This window comes from Methanobrevibacter sp., assembly GCF_030539875.1.
Taxonomy (GTDB): Archaea; Methanobacteriota; Methanobacteria; order Methanobacteriales; family Methanobacteriaceae; genus Methanocatella.
Window position 1 is genome coordinate 1 of record NZ_JAUNXI010000022.1, and the last position, 19,081, is coordinate 19,081.

The 19,081-nt window shown below is 36.2% G+C and carries 20 protein-coding genes; 14 read left to right on the forward strand and 6 right to left on the reverse strand.

Going from position 1 to position 19,081, the window contains the following annotated elements; genetic code table 11:
* Nucleotides 1–168: 168 nt before the first annotated feature.
* The 6 genes from Q4Q16_RS08095 to hdrA all read left to right on the forward strand — a co-directional run bounded on the left by Q4Q16_RS08095 (nt 169) and on the right by hdrA (nt 6,474).
* Nucleotides 169–456, forward strand: a complete 288-nt coding sequence (locus tag Q4Q16_RS08095; protein WP_303347220.1) for a UPF0058 family protein — start codon at nt 169–171, stop codon at nt 454–456.
* Between the two features lie 136 nt (nt 457–592).
* Nucleotides 593–1,363: a phosphosulfolactate synthase gene (comA, locus tag Q4Q16_RS08100; RefSeq protein ID WP_303347221.1), complete on the forward strand. Its 771-nt coding sequence runs from the start codon at nt 593–595 to the stop codon at nt 1,361–1,363.
* A gap of 13 nt (nt 1,364–1,376) precedes the next feature.
* The gene (locus Q4Q16_RS08105) at nt 1,377–2,630 is read left to right on the forward strand and encodes a methanogenesis marker 16 metalloprotein (protein ID WP_303347222.1); all 1,254 of its coding nucleotides are present in this window, start codon (nt 1,377–1,379) and stop codon (nt 2,628–2,630) included.
* A gap of 9 nt (nt 2,631–2,639) precedes the next feature.
* Nucleotides 2,640–3,224 (forward strand): ferredoxin:CoB-CoM heterodisulfide reductase subunit HdrC, encoded by a 585-nt coding sequence (gene hdrC, locus Q4Q16_RS08110; protein WP_303347223.1) that lies wholly within the window; start codon nt 2,640–2,642, stop codon nt 3,222–3,224.
* A 5-nt stretch (nt 3,225–3,229) separates the two neighbouring features.
* Nucleotides 3,230–4,171: a ferredoxin:CoB-CoM heterodisulfide reductase subunit HdrB gene (gene hdrB / locus Q4Q16_RS08115; RefSeq protein ID WP_303347224.1), complete on the forward strand. Its 942-nt coding sequence runs from the start codon at nt 3,230–3,232 to the stop codon at nt 4,169–4,171.
* Nucleotides 4,168–6,474 (forward strand): ferredoxin:CoB-CoM heterodisulfide reductase subunit HdrA, encoded by a 2,307-nt coding sequence (hdrA, locus tag Q4Q16_RS08120; protein ID WP_303347225.1) that lies wholly within the window; start codon nt 4,168–4,170, stop codon nt 6,472–6,474. The genes hdrB and hdrA overlap by 4 nt, the downstream gene beginning before the upstream one ends.
* Before the next feature lie 7 nt (nt 6,475–6,481).
* Here hdrA and Q4Q16_RS08125 read toward each other — a convergent pair whose 3' ends face one another.
* The 3 genes from Q4Q16_RS08125 to comD all read right to left on the reverse strand — a co-directional run bounded on the left by Q4Q16_RS08125 (nt 6,482) and on the right by comD (nt 7,867).
* Complete coding sequence (locus tag Q4Q16_RS08125; RefSeq protein WP_303347226.1) at nt 6,482–6,742, reverse strand: MarR family transcriptional regulator; 261 nt, start codon at nt 6,740–6,742, stop codon at nt 6,482–6,484.
* A 92-nt stretch (nt 6,743–6,834) separates the two neighbouring features.
* Nucleotides 6,835–7,371: a sulfopyruvate decarboxylase subunit beta gene (gene comE, locus Q4Q16_RS08130; RefSeq protein ID WP_303347227.1), complete on the reverse strand. Its 537-nt coding sequence runs from the start codon at nt 7,369–7,371 to the stop codon at nt 6,835–6,837.
* Nucleotides 7,372–7,375: 4 nt separating this feature from the next.
* The gene (gene comD / locus Q4Q16_RS08135) at nt 7,376–7,867 is read right to left on the reverse strand and encodes a sulfopyruvate decarboxylase subunit alpha (protein ID WP_303347228.1); all 492 of its coding nucleotides are present in this window, start codon (nt 7,865–7,867) and stop codon (nt 7,376–7,378) included.
* 154 nt (nt 7,868–8,021) lie between these two features.
* On the opposite strand from comD, the gene cofH reads away from it, so the two are divergent.
* On the forward strand, nt 8,022–9,140 hold the full coding sequence (gene cofH / locus Q4Q16_RS08140; protein WP_303347229.1) for a 5-amino-6-(D-ribitylamino)uracil--L-tyrosine 4-hydroxyphenyl transferase CofH: 1,119 nt from the start codon (nt 8,022–8,024) through the stop codon (nt 9,138–9,140).
* Nucleotides 9,141–9,152: 12 nt separating this feature from the next.
* Entirely contained in the window at nt 9,153–9,737 is a 585-nt protein-coding gene (locus tag Q4Q16_RS08145) for a thymidylate kinase (RefSeq protein WP_303347230.1), read from the forward strand.
* On the opposite strand, the gene Q4Q16_RS08150 is transcribed toward Q4Q16_RS08145, so the two are convergent.
* Both Q4Q16_RS08150 and priS read right to left on the reverse strand, forming a co-directional pair.
* Nucleotides 9,738–9,995: a hypothetical protein gene (locus tag Q4Q16_RS08150; RefSeq protein WP_303347231.1), complete on the reverse strand. Its 258-nt coding sequence runs from the start codon at nt 9,993–9,995 to the stop codon at nt 9,738–9,740.
* Nucleotide 9,996: 1 nt separating this feature from the next.
* Nucleotides 9,997–10,974 (reverse strand): DNA primase catalytic subunit PriS, encoded by a 978-nt coding sequence (gene priS / locus Q4Q16_RS08155; protein WP_303347232.1) that lies wholly within the window; start codon nt 10,972–10,974, stop codon nt 9,997–9,999.
* Between the two features lie 104 nt (nt 10,975–11,078).
* On the opposite strand from priS, the gene Q4Q16_RS08160 reads away from it, so the two are divergent.
* Nucleotides 11,079–11,594 (forward strand): hypothetical protein, encoded by a 516-nt coding sequence (locus Q4Q16_RS08160; protein WP_303347233.1) that lies wholly within the window; start codon nt 11,079–11,081, stop codon nt 11,592–11,594.
* On the opposite strand, the gene Q4Q16_RS08165 is transcribed toward Q4Q16_RS08160, so the two are convergent.
* On the reverse strand, nt 11,589–12,923 hold the full coding sequence (locus Q4Q16_RS08165) for a DNA primase (RefSeq protein WP_303347234.1): 1,335 nt from the start codon (nt 12,921–12,923) through the stop codon (nt 11,589–11,591). The two genes, Q4Q16_RS08160 and Q4Q16_RS08165, sit on opposite strands and share 6 nt — an antisense overlap.
* Nucleotides 12,924–13,270: 347 nt before the next feature.
* Between Q4Q16_RS08165 and metG the strand changes: the two genes are divergently transcribed.
* The 5 genes from metG to Q4Q16_RS08190 are packed head-to-tail and all read left to right on the forward strand — an operon-like array spanning nt 13,271 to nt 19,046.
* Nucleotides 13,271–15,259, forward strand: coding sequence for a methionine--tRNA ligase (metG, locus tag Q4Q16_RS08170; RefSeq protein WP_303347235.1), 1,989 nt, complete (start codon nt 13,271–13,273; stop codon nt 15,257–15,259).
* Nucleotides 15,260–15,269: 10 nt separating this feature from the next.
* On the forward strand, nt 15,270–16,847 hold the full coding sequence (locus tag Q4Q16_RS08175; RefSeq protein ID WP_303347236.1) for a DUF530 domain-containing protein: 1,578 nt from the start codon (nt 15,270–15,272) through the stop codon (nt 16,845–16,847).
* A 7-nt stretch (nt 16,848–16,854) separates the two neighbouring features.
* Nucleotides 16,855–17,319 carry a hypothetical protein gene (locus Q4Q16_RS08180; RefSeq protein WP_303347237.1) on the forward strand — a complete coding sequence of 155 codons (465 nt, stop codon included), beginning with the start codon at nt 16,855–16,857 and terminating at the stop codon, nt 17,317–17,319.
* Between the two features lie 36 nt (nt 17,320–17,355).
* Entirely contained in the window at nt 17,356–18,369 is a 1,014-nt protein-coding gene (locus Q4Q16_RS08185; protein ID WP_303347238.1) for a glycosyltransferase 4 family protein, read from the forward strand.
* Between the two features lie 8 nt (nt 18,370–18,377).
* On the forward strand, nt 18,378–19,046 hold the full coding sequence (locus Q4Q16_RS08190) for a 2,5-diamino-6-(ribosylamino)-4(3H)-pyrimidinone 5'-phosphate reductase (protein WP_303347239.1): 669 nt from the start codon (nt 18,378–18,380) through the stop codon (nt 19,044–19,046).
* Nucleotides 19,047–19,081: the final 35 nt, after the last annotated feature.

The following is a 19,081-nucleotide window of genomic DNA, read 5'->3' on the forward strand; positions in this document are numbered from 1 at the left end:
ATTGGGATGAGAATAATGCGATTTACTAAAAATCACTTAAGTTCTTGAAAGTGCCAAATTATTTTTAAATGCAATATTTAAATAGGATTAAAATTAAATAATAACTTATATAAAAATTGGATTTAAGTTTTAACTAACTAGTATTAGTTAATAACGGGTGGGATAATATTGTATAAAGACGAAATGATTCAATTACATCAATTTTTTGTTTATGTTTTAAAATACTTAGCTGAAGATGACCAAATTACAAATGATTGCAGTGAATATATTTCTCTCAAAATAAGCCCTCATCATATTCATAAGACAAAAGCAGAACATAAACATGCCATTTTTGTTCTATGTAAAATTATTGCTCAGTTAATGGCTGATAAGGATAATACATCCATTCCGGATAATGTGCGCAATTCTCTTTCAGATTTAGTAGAAAGATCTGAAGCGGAACTTGGTGCAAAATAATTTTTTTATTTATCCATTTTTTTTTAAATCAAAATCTTAATATAATAATTATATACAATTAATTATTATAATTGTAAATTAAAAAAATAACTATTGTTATGTAGTTTATTTTTAAGAATTAAACTTGAGTGATATTTTGAAATCTTTTGAATTTTTATCTGTAAATAGGAAAGAAAAACCAAGAACTTCTGGTTTAACTATGGTTCTAGACAAAGGATTAGGTCTTGAAACTGCAACTAGTCTTATGGATATATCTGGCGAGCATGTGGATTATGTTAAATTCGGATGGGGAACATCAATTGTTCATGAGCAGGATATAATTAAATCAAAAGTTGAAATGTATAAGGCTCATGATGTAATTCCATATACTGGAGGAACATTATTCGAACTTGCATACACAAAAGGAAAGCTTGAAGAATTCTTCGCCGAAGCCCATTATTTGGGATTTCCATGTATTGAAATATCTGACGGAACAGTTTTCATTCCTCATGAAGATAAGTTGGACTGTATCAGAAAAGCAAAGGAAGCAGGTTTTGAAGTGGTATCTGAAGTTGGAAAGAAAGACCCTGTATTAGATGATGAATTAACTATTGATGAACGTATAAAATATATGAAAGATGAACTTGAAGCAGGTTCATCACTGGTCATTGTCGAGTCTCGTGAAGGCGGAAAGAATATTGGAATATTCGATAAAGACGGTGATGCAAAAGAAGATGAGATTGATGTTATTTTAAACAGCATCGATGGTGATAAAATCCTTTGGGAAGCTCCAAATAAGAATCAGCAGGTATTTTTCATTTTAAAACTTGGAAATACAGTTAACTTGGGAAATATTTCCAGTGATGAAATCACATCTCTTGAAACTTTAAGAAGAGGTTTGAGAGGAGACACTTTTGGAAAAATATAGTGGAATGGTTTAATTGAGTAAAAATAGGACAATTGATGAAATAAACCAAAAAATTATCAATGATGATGCTAATATTTTCACCGCTGAAGAATTTAAAAAGCTCATAAAAAATGATGAAACACCAAGTTTTGATGAAGTGGATGTGGTTACCTGCGGAACCTGTGGTGTAATGAGCGGTACTGCTGCTATATTGAACTTTATAGCAACTGATCCAGGAATATTCATAAGGGCAAATGAAGTTTACTTAAACGGAGTTCCGGCATATGCAGGGCCTTGTCCGAACGAATGGCTGGGGTCTGTTGATGTGATTCTTCACGGAACAGCACATTCAATTTACGATGAAAGTTATGGTGGAGGATTCCTGCTAAAAGACATTCTTGAAGGAAAAGAGATTGATGTGAGAATTGAAAGTGCGGAAGGCAAGACTATTGAAAATTCAATATCCTTAAAAGATATTACAAGAGCACAGATAATTGGTGCCCGTATGGCATTTAAAAATTACACTGCATTTACAAACCCTCACAACAAGGCAGTTTCATCGATTTTTTCTGCAGTTGCTCTTGAAGGAAACTTAAGAGGATTAACATTTTCCGGATGCGGAGATTTAAATCCTCTTCAAAACGACATTTCCCAAAACGTTATAAAGGAAGGTACAAGGGTTCTTTTAAATGGGGCTCAGGGGTATGTGCTTGGAAACGGAACAAGGTCTTCTCCTGAAAAACCGAACCTGATGCTGTCAGCGGATTTGACTCAAATGGATTCATATTATATTGGTGGTTTTAAAACAGGCCAGGGCGGAGAAGTTTATGATACTGTGGCGGTTCCAATACCTGTATTGAATGAGGAGATTTATAACAATTTGCTTATAACTGATGATGAAGTCGATATTCCGGTATCGGATATTAAAGGACGTCATCTGCCTCTTGATGAGACAAATTACAAAAAACTATGGGCGGACTATAGCTTAAGGCCTCAGTATGACAGGAGCAAATGTCTTGAATGTGATTCATGTATTGTAGAGGAAATATGTCCAACAAATGCATTTGCAGGTGAAAGACTGAATCTCGCTTACTGTTTCGGATGCGGAATGTGTGCCAATTATTGTCCCAACGAAGCATTTGACATGAATACAGGAAGTGTTGATTTGACAATCAATAATAAAGATGTCAATATTCCAATAATCTGCAGACAGTCTGATAGATTAAGGGCCAATAAATTATCATTGAAATTAAAGAAAATGATTCAAAATCAGGAGTTTAAATTATAAGGTGTTTACATGCAGAAAATTACTGACTCACCCATTGATTTTGCCGAACACATCATTGAAGATGTTAAAAATTCAAAGGAGGAAGGTGTTTTAAAATGTGTTCAATGCGGGATGTGCACTTCTACCTGTCCTGCAGCTCAACATTCAGATTATAATCCTCGCGATATTATTGAAAGAGTTTTGGATGGTGATATTTCAATTTTAGAAGATGATTCTATCTGGAACTGTTTTTATTGTTATACATGCCATAGCGTATGTCCTGTTGGAAACAGCGTATGTGAAGTAAACCAGATATTAAAGCAGTTTGCTATTGAAAATGAAATGGGCTACGATAAGCTTTATGAGTATATGGGTTTTGCCGATTCATATTTTACAGCGGCAATCGGTGCAATTCCCGAAATATTTTTTAAGGATATTAAACGTGATGTTCCTGGATGGTGGGAGTTCAGATTACATTTGGATGAAATAAGAGATGAACTGGATTTGGACCCTCCATTAATGCCCTCAAAGGAAGTTATTGATGAAGTAAGTAAAATTTTAACAATAACAGGATTTAAAGATAAAATAGAAAAAATAAGAGCAACACAAGGTTGAGAAAAATGAAAAAGATTCCTGATAGTGATATTCTTTTATTTAGAAGTTGCCTTGTCAGTGTAGAGTATCCCGGTGTTGAAGCATCAACAAAGTTTGTATTTGATAAGCTTGGAATAGATTATGGGATTTCTGAAAAACAGACCTGCTGTACCGGACTTGGACATTATTCTGATGTATTTAATCAAATTGATACAACTGCAATTGGAGTGCGTAATTTTAAAATAGCCAAGGAACTGAACCGTAAAAACCTGGTTATGATTTGCGCAACATGCTATGCAATCAATAAAAAATCAGTGAAATTACTTAATAATAAGGATGAGCTGAGAAATCACATTAACCAACTGTTTGAAGACAACGGATTATCTCACCTTAAATATGAAAAAGATGATTTAAAACCTACCGAAAACATTTTCCATGTTGTTGATATTTTATATGGTAAAAAAGACCAGATAAGAGACCATATCAAATATGATTTAAGCGATTATACAATAGCAACCCACCATGGTTGCCATTATTGCAAAGTGCATTATGAAGACACTATCGGCGGCGTTAGAGACCCAAATATTCTTGATGAGCTGGTTGAAGCCTGCGGATGCAAAACAATAGGATGGTATGATTACAAGCGGGCAACATGTGGAACCGGTTTTAGACAAAGATACTCAAATCCTGAATTGTCATTTACAGCAACAGCTGATAAGATGAATGCAATTGAAGATGAAGATGTGGATATTTTAGTTCACTTATGTCCGAATTGCCATATTCAGTTTGACAGATATCAGCATTTAATAAGCAAAAGGGAAGGCAGAAATTTCAAGGCTATACATCTAAACATAGCACAGTTTATTGCCCTTGCCATGGGCGGCGACTTTGATAAAGTTATTGGTGTAAAAGCTCATACAGTACCAATCGATTCTGTAATCAAACAATTGAAGGAGGTCGACAAATGAAGGACGATTTAAAAGTTGGCGTGTTTTTATGTGAATGTGGTGGAAATATTTCAGATACTATTGATTTGGAAAAAGTAAAAGAATCACTTGATGTTGAATTCATCGGGCAGTTTGTAAATTTATGTTCCCTTAATGGACGTAAATTAATCCGTGATGCAATTTTTGACCATGGTCTTGACCGTATTGTAATTGCGGCATGTTCACCGATAAGTCATGAAAAAACATTTCAGGATTACATCAAACCTTTGAATCCCTATTTAATGGACATGGCAAATATCAGAGAGCAGTGCTCATGGGTACACTCAGATAAAGACAGAGCAACCCATAAGGCCATTACTTTAATCAACGCTTCAATCGAAAAGATAAAACAGTCCGATGCAGTTGATCCTATCTATTGTCAGACTCCAAAGGAAGTTGCAGTTATTGGTGGTGGAATAGCCGGAATGAATGCTGCACTGTCCCTTGCAAAACAGGGAACTAAAGTTACTTTAATTGAACAGTCCCCTTCAATTGGAGGGCAGATGGCCAAAATAGGTAAGGTGTTCTCACCTGTCAAAATAGCTGAAGAGTGCGGAATGTGTCTTTTAAATCCGATTTTAAATGAACTTGTTTGGAATGAAAATATTGAGGTTTTAACCAACACCAAAGTCATTGAAGCTGAAAGGCGCGGAGGAACCTATAATTTAATTTTAGAAAAGTCTCCAAGATATGTTGATGTGGAAAAATGTATTGGATGCGGCAAATGTGCTGAAGTCTGTGAAATTGAAGTTCCGGATGACTGGAATGATAATCTCTCAATGAGAAAAGCTATCTACAGGCCATTTGGCCAGTCCTATCCTGAAGCTTATGTAATTGATATGGATAACTGCTCCAAATGCGGGGATTGTTTTAGACAGTGTAATATGAAAGCCATCAGGCTTAAAAGCAAATCTGAAAGAATTCCTCTTCAGGTCGGTTCAATAATTGTAGCAACCGGCCATCAACTGTTCGATATGGATAAAAGACCGGAGTATGGATACAATCGTTATGATGATGTAATAACACAGTCGGAACTGGGCCGTATTACTGGTGTTAATGGGCCGACTAAAGGAAAGCTTTTAAAAGCTAACGGTGAGGTTCCAAAACGTGTTGTAATGATTCAGTGTGTCGGCTCAAGAGACGAAAAGCCTGACGGTCACAGGTACTGTTCGAAAATATGCTGTACAGTAGCTTTAAAAAACGCCAATATCATTAAACATAAATACCCTGATACTGATGTTTTAATTTGTTATACTGATATCAGAACTCCTGGAATGTTTGAAAAGTATTATAAGCACACTCAGGAAAATGAAGTTCGTTTCCTCAGAGGCCGTCCTGGTGAAGTGGTTAAAAAAGGAGACAATTTTATTGTAAGAACTGAAGATACAATCAAAGGTGAATTTGTTGAAATTGAGGCTGATATGGTTGTGCTTTCAACAGCAATGGAACCGTCACAGGGCACTAAGGAAATTGCAGAGATTTTAAATGTAGGCACTACTGAAGACGGATTTATCAAAGAATCCCATCCAAAAATCAAGCCTGTTGCAACTGACGTTCAGGGAATATTTGTATGCGGCACTGCACATGATCCAAAAGACATTACAGATTCGATCATGCAGGGAATAGCTGCCGCTTCTAAAGTCAGCGAATACAATTATGGCGGAGTGGAAATTGAGCCGTTTATTGCAGAAATTGACCGTGAAAAATGTATACTTTGCGGTGAATGTGTAAAGAGATGCAATTATAAATCTATGAATATACAGGATGATGAGGTCTACATTAACCCGATGAGCTGTAACGGTTGCGGTAAATGTCTTATTGGATGTAATCAGAGAGCCATTACAATCAACGGTAATATTGATGAGAAAATCACATCAACCATTAAAGGAGTTTTGTCTAAAAAACGTGAAGGCCAGCGTATGATACTGGTATTTTTGGACAATATCGGTTATACTGCTGCTGATAATATTGGTGTAAACAGATTGTCTTATCCTGATTCAATTCATATCATTAAAGTAATTTCCGTAAACCGTGTGCGTCCAAGACATATTCAGTATGCACTTGAAAATGGTGCTGACGGATTATTCATCGGAGAGTTTCCTGGAGACTTGATGTATGGTGAAGTGGAACGTAAAATTCAGAATGTTAAGGACAGAATCGCCGAGTTAGGTGAAAATCCTGAAAGAATTACATTTTCAAAAGTTTACATTCCATACTACTCAGGACTTGCCCGCAAGTTTATAGAATTTGATAAAAAAATAGCAGAATTAGATGAAGCTAAATAGATAGCTTCTATAATTTTTTTATGATTTCCTTTCCCAAATCTGTGCATTTGTAGAGCCTTCCTTTCCTTACTTCCTCATTTACACAGATTACTAAATCTTTTTCTTTTAAATCGTGAAGTGCTGATGATACCTGGCTGGTTTTTACATTAAGTTCTTTTGCTATTTCGGAAGGCATTTTTAAATCATCACTAATTATCTTTAAGGTATTGGTTCTGTAGGGGGATATTTTAACATAACCTAGGAGCTCATAAATTTCTATATTTTCCATGCTTTTATTTGTCTATTTTAACTATTTAATCTTTATATATCAATTATATTCTTTTAGATTTAGTTAATAATAATTTATACATATTTTTGTCTTTAAATGGAATTCATAAACCTGTTTTTAATCTCAATCGGAGTTAAGTCGATTATCGCTGCATTTGAGTTTCCGCTGTCTGTTGTGTATACTATAAAACTTGCATCATCACTTCTGATGAACTCTTTTAGATTAATATCTTTGAAGTTATGGCTGTTTTTAAATCCAACGCCTCTTGCAACATCAACCAGATCAAGTTTTTGTGCGTAGGTGTCCTGATTGCCAGTTGAGCCGTAAGCTCCGTTGTCAATTACAATCCATGTTAGATTTTTGGGATTGTTTGCAAATACTGTTACCATTGATCCCATGTTCATTAAAAGGGCACCGTCTCCGTCAATCACAACAATGTCTTCGTTAGGTTTTGCTAATGCAAGGCCAAGACCGATAGATGATGCAAGACCCATTGACCCGATCATGTAAAAGTTTTTTTGTCTGTCTTTAATATCATACAGTTCCCTTGATGGAAATCCGATGTTGCATATGACCAGTTCATCGTCAATATATTTCATTATCTCTTCAATAGCTTCTCTTCTTGCCATGTTATCACCAATATTTAATTTCCAATAATACACTAACAGGTTTTCCTTCCTCTTTTGACAAATCCCATGCTTCCTTTACATCTTCATATGCTCCTTCGGGGTGTGCAGGCTTGAAGAACTTGTAGTCCATGGCTTTTAAAAGCAGCGGTGTTGACTCGCCCATGGGAACTTGCCCGCAGATATTTTCCCCTTCGGTTCCTCTATGGCTCATTATCATAAGCAGAGGGAATTCATATAGTTCAGTTAGGGATTTCAGTCCATTGATTGAATTTCCAAGTCCTGAATTTTGCATTAAAATAGCCGGTTTCATGCCTCCAAGGTAAGCTCCGGCACATATTCCTATTCCTTCTTCCTCACGGGTAACTGGAACGTGTGTAATTTCGCCATCTTCATCAATCATGTTTAATAATTTTGATAGGTTAACGCATGGAACGCTTACGATAAAGTCAATTCCAGCATCTTTAAGTCCGTTAAATATAGCTTCGTTACTATCCATCGTATCACTTCTTGTATTATAGGATTAATTTTGTAAAATTTATTATAAAAAGCTATTTGATTACTTGATAATTCTATTTATATCATTTTTTCAGTCTAATTAACTCATATTTAAATAGCAACCTTTTTATTAAACTTAACACTAAAATAAATTTATGTTTGATAAATTACCAATTTCTTCTAAAACAGATAAGATTTTAACTAAATCTCTTGATGAACCAATCAGTGTTGAGGAAGCAAATTACCTGATGAACACTAACGGCACTGATTTTTATCCGCTGCTTGCAACAGCAAATCATTTAAGGCGCGAAATCGTTGGGGATAATGTAACATTCATTAATAACTGTAATATCAATTTTACAAATATATGTACTGTAAGGTGCGGTTTTTGTGCATTTGGAAGGGATGCAGATGATCCTGACGCATATATCCTTGATGATGAGGCGATACTTAGGAAAGCTCAGGGAGCTGTTGAAAAGGGAGCTCATGAGTTCTGTCTGATGGGAGGGGTGCTTCCCGATGCAGATATTGAATACTACGAGCATCTGATTCACATATTAAAAGACGAATATCCTAAGGTTATGGTTCACGGATTTTCACCAACCATGATTAGCGATGCCTGCATGGTGTCCGGAATAGATATTGCTGAAGGATGTGAGAGACTGCGTGATGCAGGTCTTGACACACTGCCAGGCACTGCTGCTGAAATCTTAACCGACCGCTCAAGAGAAATTATTTGTCCTGAAAAAGTAAGTGTTGCAGAATGGATAGACATTGTTAAAACAGCTCATGAAGTGGGCATTCCTGGTTCTGCAACAATCATGTATGGTCATGTCGAAACTATAGAAGAAAGGGTAGAACACATCGACATCATTAGAAAAATACAGGAAGAAACACATGGATTTACAGAATTTATCCCAATGACATTTATGCATGAGTATTCGCCAATCTTTTTAGAGGGACAATCAAACTTTGGAGCTACCGGAACACAGGATTTAAAATTATATGCCGTTTCAAGATTGATGCTTAGAGATTTAATCCCGAATATCCAGGTATCATGGGTAAAGATGGGTTATAGATTTGCTCAGGTATCCTTAACTGCCGGTGCTAATGACCTTGGAGGAACATTGGGTGGCGATGAATTGTCAGAAGCCTCAGGTGCACCTGATGGGGTTGAAGCATCAATTGATTCTCTAAGCAGACTTGTTACAGATTTAAACAGAAATCCGATTGAGAGGAATTCCAAGTACACTGAGTTTTATCCTATTCAGTAATCTGGTGCTTAAATGAATAAATTTATTGTCATTGACGGGTTGGACGGATCAGGTAAGGATACGCAGGTTAGGCTACTGGCTGAAATGTATGAAAAACAGGGCCGTGATGTGGTTGTCAGGTCCCATCCCTGCAGTGATAACCGATTTGGCCGAAAATCGAAAAAGGCACTATTAAAAAGAGGCAAGTTCAACCATTTTCTTGCAACAGTTTATTATGGCCTTGATGCGGTCAGGTCAGTTGTAAAATATAGTCATAGCGATGATGTTGACGTGCTGATTTTTTCAAGATACATTTTGGCTGTAATGTATCTTCCGGATGCAATAAATACAATAATATATAAAATCGTGGCATTCGTTCTTCCAACATCCGACTGCATGTTCTTTTTAGATATCACTCCTGAAGAATCTCTCAGAAGAATTAATAGCCGCAGCGAAGATATTGAAATGTTTGAAAATATTGAATCCCTTAAAAAAAACCGTTTAAGGTCACAGAAATTCACTTACAATTGGACTGTTGTGCCGGCTGACGGGTCAGCTGAAGAAATCTCTGAGAAAATAAAGGAAAAATGTCTTGAAAGCGATAAAGCGTTAAATTAATCATATTACTTCTTTTATTCCGTCGTTAGTGATAATCATTAATGAATTAAGGTTTTCCAATACAAGTGAAGCTATGGGATGTGTTTGAATATCTTTATGCATAAATATTACTTCTTTTTCAATAATGTCAATCCAATTAACATGATATACTACAACGCCATTAACAATCAATCCCAAAAACTCGGGAATAAATCTGTTTTCGTTTATTTCTTCAAAATACTTATTTTTTCTAAGTATATCTCTTAAAACTTCATCCATATTATACACCTTTTCTCTCATATACAAATTTAGGAACCGCCTTGTCAAAGGGGTCAAAATTTTCCCTGTCCTTAACTTCCATACATTTCATACTTACCTTTGAATGGAGTGAGGAGGGAAGCCTTAAAATTCTTTTCAAATCAATTGATACTTTTGCATCAATAGTTGATAAATTGACGCGTGCCATGGCCTCAACAAGATTCTTGTATCTTCTGGGGCCGATATCCCTTTTGAAATAGCCCCAGTCATCATTTTCAAGGTGATGTCTTGAAGCTATTATGTCCTTCATCAGTTTAGGATTAATTCCGTCAATTTTTTCATTTCCAACTAAATGCAGAATATTATATTTTACCTTTTGTGTAAAAATCTTTGAATAACCGATCGGGATCGTGAAATGCTCAAAGTTAAAGCTCTGATTTGAAACTTCGGAATTCATAAACTGGGATTTTGGAACTTCGGCACCTGCAACATATTTTAAAACTTCAGATCTAAGTTCGCTGTTTGCAAGCATCATTTCCTCATCTAAAATCCTGATGTGGTATCCTCTTCCTGAATAAATCAGATGTATGTTTTTAAGACCCAAATCTGACTGTAGCGTGTCAATTAAGGAGTTGACAATTTCTAAAGCTTCACCAAGACAAGTTTCACAAACTCCGTTACATTGGCAGCTTCTAATCGGAATGTCTTTTGCATCAACATCAAAGATATACTCGGCTTTCAGCCAGTCTCCTCTTCGTTTCGGATTATTGTAGAATGCCACTGATATGTAAGCTGCAAAGGGAGCTTTGTATTTTAAGAATTTTCCTAAAGACTCACTTCCTCTAAATACCTTGTATCTGTCATTGGGTCCTCTTCCGTTATGGTCAAAACCGAATTCCCTTTTTTTTAAATCAGCAGATATGAAGTCTGGCAAGTCTTTAACAGACCATTCTTCACGATAATATTGTCTTCTCTCTTTAAGTGTAGCCTTAGAGAACATGATTATAAATTACTTTCTTAAAGTATTTATTTATTGGGTAAGTGTGCATTTGCATAGTAATTTTTTCACACACTTTTATTAATTATAATGATTAAACTATTTTCATGGAAGATATAGTTGAAGTAATCGGAGTCGAGCAATTAAAAGTTATCTTATCAGCTTTAACACCTGAAGAAATCGTAAAACCCGCTTATGAAAACTGGCAGTGCGGAATTAAAACAGGTCATACCAGGTTAAATTTAGAAAACGGTAAAGTCTATGGAGTCGGAATAGATTTAAACGACCTTTCATTTATAGATAATGTTTATATTGATTTGTTCACTATCGAATCTCATGAAGACCCTGTTGATGAAGAAGATTTCTTTTCAAATGAAGAATATGAGGATTTTTTAGAATTCAGCAGCAGCGATCCAAGCGAATATATTCCGGACATCATATCTGAATTCTGCCGGTTAAAGGGCATTGATGAAGATGAGCGCAAAATCGGACTGTTGGCATATCAATTTGAAAAAACAGAACGAGATAACTACAACATGTGGGAATCTGCCATTTTGAATAAATATTATGATGCGATTTATGAAAATCACAATCCATTTATGTTTTCACAAAACAGCTTATGATTCGTCTTTAGGAGCATTGTCAAGCTGGTATTTTCTACGTCCGTAACATGACAGAGGGTTGTTTATTCCCTTACAGGACTTGTCCGGATGGCAGAGGTTAGGCAGATGTATTTTTATTTTCTCACAGCTCATTGGAGTATACCATTTTGTTTCCCCCTCATGATTGATGTCTAATCTTTCATGCATTCCAAAACCAAGCTTTGATATGATGTTAATTTTTTCCTGTGGCTGGTCGTCAAATAGAGGCGGGCTGCATTTGTCTGCTGCATCAAAAATCAGAGGCAAAATCTCGTTTTCCGTAATTTTTAAATCAGGATCCATATCTGAAACTTTAACGCTTTCATCTGATGCAAAAATTCTTGGATATAGTCTTGCATATGATGCAAATGATGTTAATAAAAGCACAATTGCATCGTTACGTCCTCCTGAAGACACTCCTTTAACTGTTTCCTGGATGCATGGAGGAAATGCATCGGGATTTAATTTTCCTCCTTTGACGCTGCCGTAGATTCCGCCGCTTCCTGCATAATACTGGTTGTATTTGCTTATTTCATCTGGAATGAATTTCTTTAATTCTTCACTGATTTTTAAAATAGCCGGATGTATTTCAACTCTTGCAGACATTTCCTTAATTCTTTTGATGTATTCTTCGGTTTTCTGCATGATTAACCTTGAGAGAATCTGCTCTTTAACTTTATCTCCAATTAGAATATTGTACATTCTCTCGGGGTTTCTGTCATGAAATTCTCCTGAAAACCTTTCTATAAAATCATCCTGCTGAAGTATTATATCTCCATCATCTATTAACAAATCGGTTAATTTAAGCTTTTTTGAAGCTATTATCTCTTTAAGTGATTTCCAGCTTATGGCGCCGTCAATTTTAACTTCATTTAAGACTTCATCTATAATCTCGGCTCTTGTCATTGGAGGTATTTTGGAGAGACGCTCAATAATGAGTGTTCCCTGTGATTCAACAAATAACCTTGTTTCAGGCGATCCGACATTAAATTGAATGGCTATTGCCTGGCATAGGATGTGGAATGTAACTACATCCTGAGTGTATAAATCGCTGTTTGTTAGAAATTCGAATTCGGATTGTGTGAAGTTTCTGTTGTTTTTCTTCTCAATTGCCCATTGGACACGTTTAAATGCCAGGTCATAGTATGATTTCGGGATAAAAGATTCATCTGAAATCTTCTGATTTGGAGTATGGGTACAGATATCTATTAAAGTTTCATCTTCACTGAATATCTGATTTAAATCACCGTAACTGCGAATGATGGTCCGTCCTTCGTTGGATAATGGGTTAATATAAGAAACTTCAGTCATGTTTCTTAGTTTTTTATTTTATATTTTAAATAGCTAACTCATTTTTAAAACCAATAATTACTTTGTTTTGCATTTTAAATGGGATTCGGTTTTGTGAGTTTTAAAATACCTTTGGCAATGAATATCATATCCGGATACCTCCTTCATTGATAAGTTTATGCCTCTGCTGGCAGCTTAAAGTTTCAATAATCTGTTTTTTTCATTTGATGAAGTCAGGGTAATCCAATCGGATTATCATTAAAATCAAAATCATGAATTTTCACTAAAAAATTAATATAAAAAGCTAATTTTATTATAGATGAATTACATATTATCAAATGTTTAATTTAAATAAGGGGATTAGATAAATGTCAAAAATTTTTATTTCATGTGCACTTCCTTATGCAAACGGCCCATGTCATTTAGGCCATATCCGTTCTACTTATTTGCCGGCGGATATTTATGCAAGATACAATCGTATGATTGGAAATGACGTGCTGATGGTTTGCGCCACCGACGAGCATGGTACGCCGATTGCCGTTAAAGCAGATAAGGAAAATAAAAAACCGATTGAAATTTCAAAAAGATACCATGATATGATTGTTCGTGATGTAGAGTCAATGAACATTTCACTTGATAATTTTACAAGAACCACAGATGAGAAACATTACAGGATAGCTCAAGACTTCTTTAAGGAGCTCTATGAAAATGGACTGATTTACAGACAGGATTTGCAGCAGCTGTACTGTCCTAATTGTAATAAATTCCTTCCTGACAGGTATGTTGAAGGATTATGTCCTGTCTGCGGTGCTGAAGCCCGTGGTGATCACTGTGAGAAATGCGGAAGGGCTCTTGACCCAACAGAACTTGATGAACCTCACTGCATTACCTGCGGCACAGCTCCTGAAATTAAGGATACCTATCAGTATGCATTTAAGCTCTCTGAATTCGAGGATGACTTAAAGCAATACATTGACAATAACGAGTGCCTTCCGGCAAATGTTAAAAACTATGCATCCAACTGGCTAAAAGAAGGATTGAATGACTGGATTTTAACAAGAGATATGGATTGGGGTATTCCTGTACCTCTTGATGAGGCTGAAGGTAAAGTATTGTACGTCTGGATTGAAGCATTCTTGGGTTATATCTCTTCAGCATCACAATGGTCAGACCAGTCTGGCAGGAAATGGGAGGAGTATTGGAATGACTATGTCGTTCACTTCATAGGTAAAGACATCATTTATCACCACTCAATATTCTGGCCTGGTCTGTTAAAGGCATATGGCTGCAAACTGCCTGATATGATTTATGCAGGTGAATTTTTGTCTCTTGAAGGGGAAAAAATGTCAACAAGTAAAAATTGGGTTATCTGGATTGCTGATTTTGTAAAGGATTATAGTCCTGATTTGCTCAGATATTTCCTGACAATCAACGCTCCTTTAAATAAGGATTCAGATTTTTCATGGGATGATTTCCAAAAAAGAAACAATGATGAGCTGGCTGATGTAATCGGAAACTTTTTACACAGAACATTTACATTCACCCGCAAATACTTTGACAATAAAATCCCTGAATATGCAAATCCGTCAGCTGAAGATGAGGAGTTTAGAAAAGCCATAGAAGAGATGCCTGCTAAAGCAGGGGAATGCATCTCCAATTTTGAATTTAGGGAAGGTCTCCTTGAAATATTCAGAGTGGCTAAAAAAGGAAACAAGTATTTCAACGACCAGGAACCGTGGAAGGCTGTAAAAGAGGATATGCAAAAAGCGGCTAACTGCCTATATCTATCCAACCAGTTGGCTAAAGCGCTGGCATACACCTTAAAACCATATTTGCCGACCAAAGCGGATATGATAGCTAAAATATTGAACATTGATGAATTGTCCCAGTGGAAGGACGCATCTGTTTTCCTGCCTGCAGGATATGAAATCAACAAAGCAAAACCTTTATTTAAAAAAATCGAAGACGCAGAAATCGAACTTCAAAAAGAGAAACTGCAAAAAAACTTAACTAAAAAAGAAGATGAAAATATGAGTGATTTAATTAGTATAGATCAATTTGATGAAGTTGTAATTAAAATTGGACAGGTAAAAGAAGCTGAGAAAATAGAAAAATCTGACAAGCTATTAAAGCTTCAGGTCGACATAGGCGAAGATAAACCTAGGCAAATCGTTGCAGGACTTGCAAAATTCTACTCACCTGAAGAATTGGTTGGGAGAAAAGTCTGTGTTGTTGCAAACCTTCAACCGGCAAAATTGTTTGGAACATTATCAGAAGGTATGGTTCTTGCAACAGGCAAATCCGGCGCATTATTGTCTCCGGATGAAAACGGAAAAGTAGGCGAAAGAATTCAATAATTAGATTAAAATGCCAGAATCTGTCCTAGTAAATAAAGCCGAGACCTTTTTAAAAGAAATATCAAATGATTCAATTAGTCTTGAGAATATTGAAGATTTTGATAATTTCAAAAATCTCTATTTTAAGCTAGATGACAGACTGGACACCTTACAAAGCCTTAAAGATGATATGGATGCACAGGGATACACCACTCCTTTCACATCCTTAAGCAAATACGGCACAAAATCCGTTGGCGATGTGGATATGGGGGAGATTGCTGAAAGCAGCCGCCATAATAAGATATTTAGAATGAAGGCAAACGCCAAGAAAAATATTCTTGACAGGGTAAAATCAGCTATTGACTCACATAAAATCGCAATCGGAAATCTCGAACAGTTCGGATACGTTAAATGCAATTCATGCTATAAGAAGTATTCCATGAGCGAATATAAACAGATGGATGCAAGATGCAGCTGCTCAAGCACAGGATTTACATTTAAAATAAAAAAAGAGGCAACACATAGAATAGAAATAATTCCGTACCTGCCCCTGTCCGGAAACTATATGGTTCTCAGAAGCGAACTTGGAGCCAGCGGCAGAGACTCCTTAAAGCAGGTTTTAAACATTCTAAAACAGGAACGCAGAGGAGTAGTTAAAACAATAGCTCTCGTCATCCGGTTCAGAGATAAAAACAACCGTCTGATTAGAAAAAACATCACATTGGATTCCGAATATATAAATGACTATGAGGATGAAGTCAGAAGGATTTATGGAAAGGATGTAAGGATAGAGGCTTTGAGGTTTCACAGAACAAAACCGGCAATCATCGACGATAAGCACGCCCGAACAGCACTGGCCATCGCTTATGTAAGATACGGCAATGAGATAATAGAAAACATTAAGGATGAAATTTTAAAGAGAAGGCTGACAGATTTCAAGCGTATCAACAGATACGACGAAATCCTGGACAAATATAAAAATGAGATTCCCGACTTCATAGACCCTTACGATACTGAAGCTATTGACAGATGGAGAAACAATCAGATTAACGAGAATTTCAGGCGCCTTGGTTTTTATGACCGATTCGGAAATATAAAAAGGTCTCTTAGCCGCGATTTGAAGGTACGGGAAAATATCTTTAAAAACATATTGAAAAACATTGCCTCTACCCTGATTTTATGGGACATCTTCAGATATTATCTTACAACATCCAACAATTCACGTAAAATCGACATCGGCCCATTTCCATATATCCGGGTGGAACTGGACAGGGAACAGAGAAAAGTATTCCAGACAACACATGCAAAAGTAATAGAAACCCTAAACGAATTTACCTCTATTAAGATAATTCCTGTTTATGAAATGGACCTTCTGTTATACGAGAAATTCAAATTTGAAAAACTCATCAAAAACTCCAATATCAAGTTTAACAGTGTTGCTCTTGGAGCAGCTTTAATAAATGAAAATTCAGATATTGATTTGGAAATCATCAGCAACGCGTTTAACATTAACGAATCAAGAGTTAAAAAGGAATTAAAAAACATCGACAATATCAGAAATCCGAAAAGCGACAAATCTAAGAAATTCCTGGATTTAATTAAGAAATAGTGATTATATGGATGAGGAAACAACGACAATTCATATTACAAAGGCCCTGAGTTCTGCAATTATTGTGGAATTAATAGAAAAGTACCCTAACTTGTCTTTAATCACCTGCTCTCCAAGCATATACAACAGGACTTCACCTGTCTATATCGATGCTTTGGAGCAGTTGGACATTGAAGTTAAAAAGCAGTATAACTGGGGTGCCAAAAGCCAGAGCAATGGAGCTGAATTTGAGGTTTTAAAGCTTTCAAATGAAGGATTAAAACCAAAGGAAATTGCCCATAAACTGGACATGAAACTAAGCAGGGTTTACTATCTTTTAAAAAAAAGCAGCGCGGAGTTTGACAACAGAAAGAGAAAACATGACCATGATGAAGTTGTAAAACTTAAAAAAGAGGGACTCACTGCCGGTGAAATTTCCCGAAAACTTGATATTCCCCTTAGAAGTGTCTATTATATTTTAAATAAAAAATAACTACTTTTTTTAATAATGAGTTTTAAATATCTTATTATGATGATTTTACCGCAAATTCCTTTATATGGGATAGCCATAATCTGTGGTCTACTATCTTTTTTTGTAACCAGATTGTCTATGCCGAGGATTATACAAAAACTTGAAAATGCTGATATTGTTGGAAAGGACATTCACAAATCATGGAAGCCGGTCGTTGCTGAGATGGGAGGATTTGGAATTCTTTTCGGATTTATTATGGGAATGTTTTCAGGAATATACATGCACGATATTCTTGCGTTTAAACTTGTAATTGTTCTTGTTGTAATACTGCTTGTCGGATTAATCGGAATAGCTGATGATCTGCTTGCGCTGTCTTCAAAGGAAAAATTCTCTTTGCTGTTTTTAGCAGGCCTTCCGTTAATGTGGGCGGCACCTCCAAATGTGGGATTGCTATACCTGATTACAATTCCGATTGCACTTTCAATCGGGTCTAACCTGACAAACATGCTTGCAGGATTAAACGGAATAGAATCAGGACTTGGAATTATTTCAATGGCCTCACTTACATTGGCATGTATCATTCTTGGAAAATACGATGTAACAATCATTTCAATGAGTATGCTTGGGGCATTAATCGCATTTCTCTACTTCAACAGATATCCGGCAAAGATATTTCCTGGTGACACCGGCACACTAATCATTGGTGCTGCAATCGTTTGTATCGCATTTATCGGACGTGTAAAATTAATTGCATTTGTCATATTGATGCCGAACATTATTGATGCGGCTTTAAAGTTCTATTCAGCAGGTTTTATGAACCGTCAGCAGCAAAGACCAACCCAATTAAATGAGGACGGCAAATTGGTAAGGCCTGATGCAGGTTTTAAATCATTAATCAGATTGATTTTAAGAAAACCGATTGCAGAAAAGGATGCCGTGAGAATAATCTGGGCCATCGGTTTAATCTTCGGCGTAATAGGTATTGCAATAGCATTAACAATGCCTGGAATCATTGAAAACAAAACTCTTGTAAACTTTTTACAGATTAAGGAAATGTTCTATTATATATAGGTGATTTGATGAGGCCTTATGTAATACTGAATGCAGCTATGACCTTAGACGGTAAAATCGCAACCCAAACCGGAAGTTCAAACATTTCAGGCCAAAAGGATTTAAAGAGGGTTCATGAACTTAGGAAGGAATGTGACGCAATCATGGTTGGAATCGGAACGGTTATTGCAGATGACCCGAGACTGACTGTTCACAAAATCGATGCTGGGCCTGAGGACAATCCCGTACGTATTGTAGTTGACAGTAAAGGAAGAACTCCTGCTGATGCCCGAATCACAAACGGGGATGCAAAAACAATCCTCGCCTGTGCAAGAGAGTATAAGGATGAGATTGAATCATCACAAAAGTATGAAACATTTAAAAGGAAAGGAGTCAGATTTTTCTATTCAGGTTCCACCAGAGTTGATCTGGTCTCATTTATGAGCTATCTTCACGAGGAGGGGATTGAAAAATTAATGCTTGAAGGAGGATCAACCCTAAACTTTTCCATGATAAAGGCAGGCCTTATTGATGAGATAAGAATATGCGTTGCACCTATGGTGGTGGGCGGAGCCAATGCCAAAACATTCTTTGACGGTGAAGGTTTTGAGCAGATGGACGATGCGGTAAAACTGGAACTTACAGATTCATACGCTCTGGATAAAGACCTTATTTTAACCTATAGGGTATTAAAATAATTCCCTGCAGACGCAGTACCTGCAAAGCGAATTTT

Coding starts and splice junctions, on each gene's coding strand:
- comE (WP_303347227.1), bottom strand. CDS start 7,371: ATGGCAAGAAGAGAAGCTATTGAAGAGATAATGAAATATATTGACGAT.
- Q4Q16_RS08125 (WP_303347226.1), bottom strand. CDS start 6,742: ATGGAAAATATAGAAATTTATGAGCTCCTAGGTTATGTTAAAATATCC.
- hdrC (WP_303347223.1), top strand. CDS start 2,640: ATGCAGAAAATTACTGACTCACCCATTGATTTTGCCGAACACATCATT.
- metG (WP_303347235.1), top strand. CDS start 13,271: ATGTCAAAAATTTTTATTTCATGTGCACTTCCTTATGCAAACGGCCCA.
- cofH (WP_303347229.1), top strand. CDS start 8,022: ATGTTTGATAAATTACCAATTTCTTCTAAAACAGATAAGATTTTAACT.
- hdrA (WP_303347225.1), top strand. CDS start 4,168: ATGAAGGACGATTTAAAAGTTGGCGTGTTTTTATGTGAATGTGGTGGA.
- Q4Q16_RS08150 (WP_303347231.1), bottom strand. CDS start 9,995: ATGGATGAAGTTTTAAGAGATATACTTAGAAAAAATAAGTATTTTGAA.
- priS (WP_303347232.1), bottom strand. CDS start 10,974: ATGTTCTCTAAGGCTACACTTAAAGAGAGAAGACAATATTATCGTGAA.
- Q4Q16_RS08160 (WP_303347233.1), top strand. CDS start 11,079: ATGGAAGATATAGTTGAAGTAATCGGAGTCGAGCAATTAAAAGTTATC.
- Q4Q16_RS08165 (WP_303347234.1), bottom strand. CDS start 12,923: ATGACTGAAGTTTCTTATATTAACCCATTATCCAACGAAGGACGGACC.
- hdrB (WP_303347224.1), top strand. CDS start 3,230: ATGAAAAAGATTCCTGATAGTGATATTCTTTTATTTAGAAGTTGCCTT.
- Q4Q16_RS08190 (WP_303347239.1), top strand. CDS start 18,378: ATGAGGCCTTATGTAATACTGAATGCAGCTATGACCTTAGACGGTAAA.
- comD (WP_303347228.1), bottom strand. CDS start 7,867: ATGGATAGTAACGAAGCTATATTTAACGGACTTAAAGATGCTGGAATT.
- Q4Q16_RS08180 (WP_303347237.1), top strand. CDS start 16,855: ATGGATGAGGAAACAACGACAATTCATATTACAAAGGCCCTGAGTTCT.
- Q4Q16_RS08145 (WP_303347230.1), top strand. CDS start 9,153: ATGAATAAATTTATTGTCATTGACGGGTTGGACGGATCAGGTAAGGAT.
- Q4Q16_RS08185 (WP_303347238.1), top strand. CDS start 17,356: ATGATGATTTTACCGCAAATTCCTTTATATGGGATAGCCATAATCTGT.
- Q4Q16_RS08175 (WP_303347236.1), top strand. CDS start 15,270: ATGCCAGAATCTGTCCTAGTAAATAAAGCCGAGACCTTTTTAAAAGAA.